Annotated in this window: 6 protein-coding genes and 1 pseudogene; all 7 read right to left on the reverse strand. The window is 26.9% G+C overall.

Annotated elements, in window-relative coordinates:
- Window positions 1-21 precede the first annotated feature (21 nt).
- On the reverse strand, window positions 22-243 hold the full coding sequence (locus tag KQ44_RS01840; protein ID WP_008729104.1) for a hypothetical protein: 222 nt from the start codon (window positions 241-243) through the stop codon (window positions 22-24).
- An 11-nt stretch (window positions 244-254) separates the two neighbouring features.
- Complete coding sequence (locus KQ44_RS01845; protein WP_096735987.1) at window positions 255-524, reverse strand: HNH endonuclease signature motif containing protein; 270 nt, start codon at window positions 522-524, stop codon at window positions 255-257.
- 186 nt (window positions 525-710) lie between these two features.
- Window positions 711-1,562 (reverse strand): AAA family ATPase, encoded by an 852-nt coding sequence (locus KQ44_RS01850; RefSeq protein WP_096735988.1) that lies wholly within the window; start codon window positions 1,560-1,562, stop codon window positions 711-713.
- Window positions 1,528-2,439: a hypothetical protein gene (locus tag KQ44_RS01855; RefSeq protein ID WP_096735989.1), complete on the reverse strand. Its 912-nt coding sequence runs from the start codon at window positions 2,437-2,439 to the stop codon at window positions 1,528-1,530. The genes KQ44_RS01850 and KQ44_RS01855 overlap by 35 nt, the downstream gene beginning before the upstream one ends.
- Window positions 2,440-3,150: 711 nt before the next feature.
- Complete coding sequence (locus tag KQ44_RS01865) at window positions 3,151-5,127, reverse strand: VacB/RNase II family 3'-5' exoribonuclease (RefSeq protein ID WP_096735990.1); 1,977 nt, start codon at window positions 5,125-5,127, stop codon at window positions 3,151-3,153.
- 268 nt (window positions 5,128-5,395) lie between these two features.
- A complete protein-coding gene (locus KQ44_RS01870) occupies window positions 5,396-6,259 on the reverse strand; it encodes a prephenate dehydrogenase (protein ID WP_096735991.1) in 864 nt (287 codons plus the stop codon).
- A gap of 30 nt (window positions 6,260-6,289) precedes the next feature.
- A pseudogene (locus tag KQ44_RS01875) lies at window positions 6,290-6,576 on the reverse strand (NYN domain-containing protein); the annotation flags it as partial.

A 6,576-nucleotide genomic window follows, 5' to 3' on the forward strand; every position in this document is an offset into this window, starting at 1 on the left:
AAAGTTTACTTCTCTCATTATTCATTCCTTTTTTTCTAATTCTGTTTTTAATCTTACCGCATCTTTTATAATATCCACAAAACCATCAGCAGGTACATTTTCTTTATTGGTTACAAAGTATATAAACTCAGTCAACAAATAAATAATATCTTCGCTGCTAATATTTTTAGCATCAATAATAATACGTTCTTCTTTATTATCTCGTTCTATATGTATATATTGTTTTTGACTATCTATTTTCATGATCATATCCGTTAATAATCTTTCTTTTTATTTCCAAAAGCACCATCTTCTTTTGCTGTCTTTCTGCTATGACACCTTTTGCATAAAGCCTGCAGGTTGCTTTTATCATAGAACAGAGTATCATCTTCGCTTTCTATTCTTTTTATATGGTCCACATGTTCAGCAAAGTTATGGCACTCGTCAAAGTTTTTGCAAAGAGGATTTTCTTTCAAAAAACTTTCTCTAAAAGTACGCCATTTTTTACTTTGATATCTTTTATATGCTTTTTCATCACTTCTCATTATAAACACTCTTTACTTTTGAACATATTATTTACAAGTTATCAACATTGTTGACAACTTATAAACATAGAATTATTCATTATTAGCTATCTCATCTTCTATATCAGTTAGCACTGATTCAAAATCTTCATATTTTCCTCTTTTAATAAAATCTTATAAAAATAATCAAAATAATATTTTGACTATTTAAGCAGTTATTAATTCTTTATACTTCTGCATTTCTATTTCTATAATTTTTAAGTTTAATAGTCTGCTTGTAAGTCTGCCTTTCATATATTCAGAATCAGTTTTTTTATTTAAACTCTTTAATAAATCATCATAGCTTTTATTTGATGTCAGTATCACAGTTTTTTCTCCGCTTCTTATATTATCAAATATTTTATAGTATCCATCGATAGCGTAATGAAAGCCAACGCTATCAATATCATCTATCATAATAATATCTGCATTTTTGGCATTATCTATTTTTTTATCAATAGTGGCTTTCATATCTTTATCTTTAGCATTTTGATTAAATAAGTTTTTATGCAAATCTTCAAAATGGCTAGCCTTCATATACATTACTTTGATGTTATTAATAACATATATCTGCCATAACATTTTTAGCATTGTAGTTTTACCTGTTCCGCTCTTCCCTCTGAAATATAATGACATTGTACTTCCTACATTCAAATATTTTTTTATAGAATTAATCAGCTCAGTTTGATTAAATCTTTTTGCAAAAATATCCAAAGTTATTTCATTATCTAATGTGCCGAATACTAAATTATATGTTTTTATAAGGTTATCAATTCTTTCTATCTTTTCTGATATTTTAGTTTTTTCATCGCTTACACAGTCGCACATAGTAGGCAGACTGTATCGTCTTCCTGAAAAACTTAAATCATCTGGAACTTTTAGAAATCCATACTCATCGCATTTAGTACATTTTGGGTCTTTTCCGTCCCTTGCTGTTTTTTTTAATTCTTCCAAATATTTTTTATAGCTTTGCAGACAATATCCGTTATCCGCAATTTGCAATTTGTGAATACGCATCATCTAGGTTTCCTCCTTCTTCTATAATTTTTAATAAATAATTCAGTTTATCAATTCCGCTTGGTATTGTGTATTTTTTTGTTTCTTCGCTTTGAGTTTTATTTTCTTTGTTATCATTATTTTGTTTTTCCTCCTGCGTTTCTAATAGAGCATACTCTGTTAAATCCTGAAGTTTCAATGACGGCTGACTTCCTAATGAGTTTGATTTTTTAAGTTTTAAAAATCTTGTTTTTACAGTTTCTAAAATATCATTAATATTGTTATTTATTCTATTTTTGAAAATATTTAGAAGTTCTTTTTTATATCTTGCTCTCACTGAATAATCTAATTTTTCAAGCAATAACTCTTCATACAATTTTTTAAACTTTTCTAAAAACTCACTTTGAAGTTTTATCTCCTCTATCTCTTTATCATCAGTTAAAAGTTTTGCAGGATATATTGGATTTTCGTCCACATCTTCATTAAACAAACTAGGCTCATCATATATCACCGTAACAGGAGCTTCGAGTTCCTGAAGTTTTTTATCTTCCTCTTTCAGCTCTTCAATTTTATTTTTCAAATTAGTAAAGTCATATACTAATCCGTGCCTAATAATTTTTTTGTCTTTATATTCTGTAGCTATTTTTATTTTTAAATAGCCTTTTGCTTTTAAACTTTTTCTTTGTCTTGTAAAATTAGTTTTTTTATTAGTTATATATTTGTCTTTTATGTCCTGTATATTTTTGTTTGTTAAATGAAATATCCAGCATATAAACTCAAACTCACTTAATGATAATCCTAATCTGCTTCTATATTCCATAATTTCAAAAGGTATTGCCAACAGATCTGCAGGATAATCTATTTTTCCGTAAAGTGCCGAAAACTTTTCTAACTCTGCCATTATTCTATACCACCTAATATATTTTTATAAGTCAATTTTCGTACTAACATTAAACCGCCTCCGTGATAGTATTTTTTAAAAAATATTCCTCCTTCTGCAGTGATAAAAATTATTAAAGCAAAGAACTGCCTAAATGATTTAAATAAATTTATGCTGCATTTGTTTTTGATATTTTTCAGCAGGAATGCTGACTGATGAAATAAACTCTGTTCTTTATCTAAAAAAGTCAAGCATAACTTTTTAGTTGCAATTATTATCGAGATTTTTAAGAATTGTTGTTGTTTTAAATCTAGTATGCGATTAACACATACTAGATTTTTTAATTTATCGATTTTTATTATGAACGAAGATTGTAAAACTCGTACCGCTTTCCATAGTCTTAGAAAATTCGTTAAAATTAAAAATTTTCAGTATATATATTCTATTAATTGATAATATTGTATTACTACAAAATAAGCATATGATGAAGTTATCAATTTCAATTTTTTCGTACAAAGCTGCACTTCAAGCATAATTCTTTGATATAAATAGTAATGTTTTAATTTATGTTTAGTTTTATTGTTCTTGTATAAATTATCTTCTTTTAATATCGTTTTAATAACTGTTGTACATATTTTTATATTTTATAGTTTTACAATATCTATATTATCCTAATTTTATAAGCATATTGATAATTTTTTTATTAATTGAGGAGGATTTTTACATTAAATATTATCTTCTCTTTTTAGATTTTTTTCTTTCTTTTCTATCTCTTCTATTTTTAGATGATTTATGAGATTTTCTTGAATATATTTCTTTTTTGTTTTTCTTTTTTTTTAAGAAATCTCTGCTGTCTATTATATCTCTGTCATCAAAACTATTATCAAATTCGCTTGCAGGTATAAAGTCAATGAATAATTCTTTAATATCAACCTTATAAACTACTATTTTTATCCTGTCGCCCAATGTATACCATTTTGCATCTTCTTCGCTGTAGGCTGCCTGTTCATTTTCATCGTATCTGTAATGCGATTTTAATACTGCATATCTTATTAAGCCTTCTATTCCTCTATCTTCTATTTCTACGAATATACCGAAGTTGGTAATACCGCTTATTATTCCGTTATATTCATTTCCTACTTTATCTTTCATAAATCTTGCAGCTTTTACTTTTGATAAACTTCTCTCGCATTCAACTGCAACTCTTTCTGTTTTTGAACACCATTGTGCAGAATTAGTATAAAACTGCTGCATAGTAGGTTTTAAATTATTTATACCTTCTAATGAAAGTTTTAAAAGTCTATGAGTAAGTAAATCAGTATATCGTCTTATAGGCGAAGTAAAATGGGTGTAGTATTCAAAACCAAGCCCGAAATGCCCTATATTATTAACATCGTATATAGCCTGTTTCATAGAACGAAGTAGTAGGGTAAGAAGTAATTTTTCGTCTGGCTTTCCCATTATAGATTCTATAAATGAATGAAAATCCAAATTACCGTCTGCATCTTTTGTGATTCTGTAGCCTCTGTTAAATGCTATTCTTGTAAAAGTATCAAGCTTTTCCATGTCTGGGCTGTCATGAACTCTGTAAATAGAGCCTTTTATATTTTTTAATTTTTTAGCTACTTCGCAGTTGGCAATAAGCATTAATTCTTCTATTATTTTGTGAGTTTCTTTTCTCTCACCAATAAAAAAGTCTTTAGGATTACCTCCTTTATCTAATATTATCTGTGTCTCATTGAGATTAAACTCTATACTGCCGTTTTCTATTCTTTTTTGAAGAAGTATTTTTTTTACATCGTCAGCGTTTTTTAATAATTCTACAAGCCAATCTTCATCATGTTCTATGCCGTCCAAAACATCTTGTGCATAGTCATATGTTAATCTTCTGCTTGATTTTATGACGCTTTTATGAAAAGTGCTTTCTTTAACATTGCCGTTATTATCTATAGTTACAAAAACAGTCATAGTAAATCTGCTTACACCTTCATTTAAAGAACATATGCCGTTTGAAAGTTCATGCGGAAACATTGGATAAACTGTATCTATCAAATAAACACTGTTTCCTCTTTTTCTGGCTTCTCTATCTAAAGCACTTCCCATTACTACGAAATGGCTTACATCAGCAATATGAATGCCTAATTTATATCCGTCATTTAATTTTTCTATACTTATAGCATCGTCAAAATCTTTTGAGTCTGCTCCATCTATAGTTACAGTTCTTATGTCTCTTAAATCTATTCTGTCAAACTCTAATTCTACATTCTCCATACTGTCTGGTAAAAGTTTTGCCTCTTCCAAGCATTTTTTAGGGAAATCAGTAGGTATATTATATGCTTTTGCTATTATTTCAGCGTCTTTTTTGGCATTGTTAATATCCACTTTTATTTCTGGTTTTGGTATACTTGTTTTTTTATTTTCTCTATCAGATTTTTGATTTTTTGCATTTCTTCTGTCTTTTTTACTTTCTGATATATTATTTACTTTTTCAGATGATTTTCTTAATTCTCTTTCTAAATATATTTTTCCCTCATTGGTAAGTTTTAGTATATTAGACTTCTTCATTATTAGTCCCATTGATACAGACTTTTGAAGCATTTTTTCAAAGCGTAATTTATCTTTTTTAGTTTCTACATATTTGTTTTTATAAACAGAAATATTTAATTCTTTTTCTTTATTAATTCTTTTTAATAATTTTATTACTTTCATAGTTTTTTAATTTACCTGTATTTAGTGCTGTATCCTATACATTATAGCAGTATTCTTTATAATGTCAAACATAAGATTTTTTACATATTAACATTAATGAGGTTTTTTATTATAGAAAGCATTTATTTTTTGATACCCCCATATAGTTATGGGGGTAAAAAGTTTAATTAAATGAAGGTTATAAAAATAGTATCAAAAGATACAAAGTTATTAGCTCTTGTTAAAATTTGTTAGTATATTCTAACATACTGTAATGTTTTGTCAATACCTAATTAATATTATTTTTTGTGTTTTTTCTTTTAATCCATTCATTTTTTATATTGTTGGAATTATTCATCAAGTTTTTTAAGGCTTCTATATCTTTATTATGCAAAGCATTTTTAAAATCTTCCAAGCATTTTATGTATTTATCTAATGATTCATACAGATATTTGTTGTTATATAAAAATAATTCGCTCCACATATTAGCGTCTATTGTTCCCACTCTAGTATGGTCTGCTAAACTATTGCCTTCAAAACCAAGAGAAGCTAAAAAATGATCATGATTAACAATACCGCATGCTATTATATGCATTAGCTGACTTGTAAAAGCTATCATTTCATCATGTTTTTTAGCTGTTGATATTATTACTTTTCCTGATCCTATATCGTAAGCTAATTTTTCTATTATTTTTATATCATTTTCATTTGCATTATCATTATTTACTATAATAGCATTAGAGTTTTTAAATAGGTTTTCAGATGAGTTTTGATATCCTCCTTTTTCTTTTCCAGCCATAGTATGAAGACCTACATACTTTTTATCTTTAGTATTATTAAAAATATCAGTTTTTACACCGCAAAAATCAGAGAGTATCTTTTTATTATCAATTAAATGTTTATATTTGAAAATAATATCTATTGCTATAGAAGGCAAAGTACATATCATGATAATATCTGACCATTCAATATATTCTTTTATACTATCATAATCATAAGAGCCTTTATCAATGTATCCATCTTTTAAAGCAGATTCTATATTTTCTTTATTTGTGTCTATAGCATATATATTATAGTTTTCATTACTTGCCTTTAATGCTTTAATTAAAGAGCCTCCCATTAGTCCCATTCCAATTACTGTTATATTAGACATAAACTTTCCTTAAAATAATATTTAGTATTTTTATAACTCTTTTGCAATATCGTCTAGTGTTTCTAATGCTTTGTCTTTATCTTTTATAATAAATTTTCTTCCCTGTTCAGTAAGCTCAGCTGATTTTCCTATCTTTAATATTATTTCTTTTATGTTTTTAAACTTTGTATGTTTTACAGCACTTTGTCCACTTGCCATATTAAACTCTTTATTAATTTTTTTCATTACAGATGATAATGTTATAGCCTTATTTTCTTTGTCTTCTGAAAGTACTTTTTTTAATACATATATAAAGTTCTTATCATTTATTTCATCAG

This window comes from Brachyspira sp. G79 (genome assembly GCF_002379365.1).
Lineage (GTDB): Bacteria > Spirochaetota > Brachyspiria > Brachyspirales > Brachyspiraceae > Brachyspira.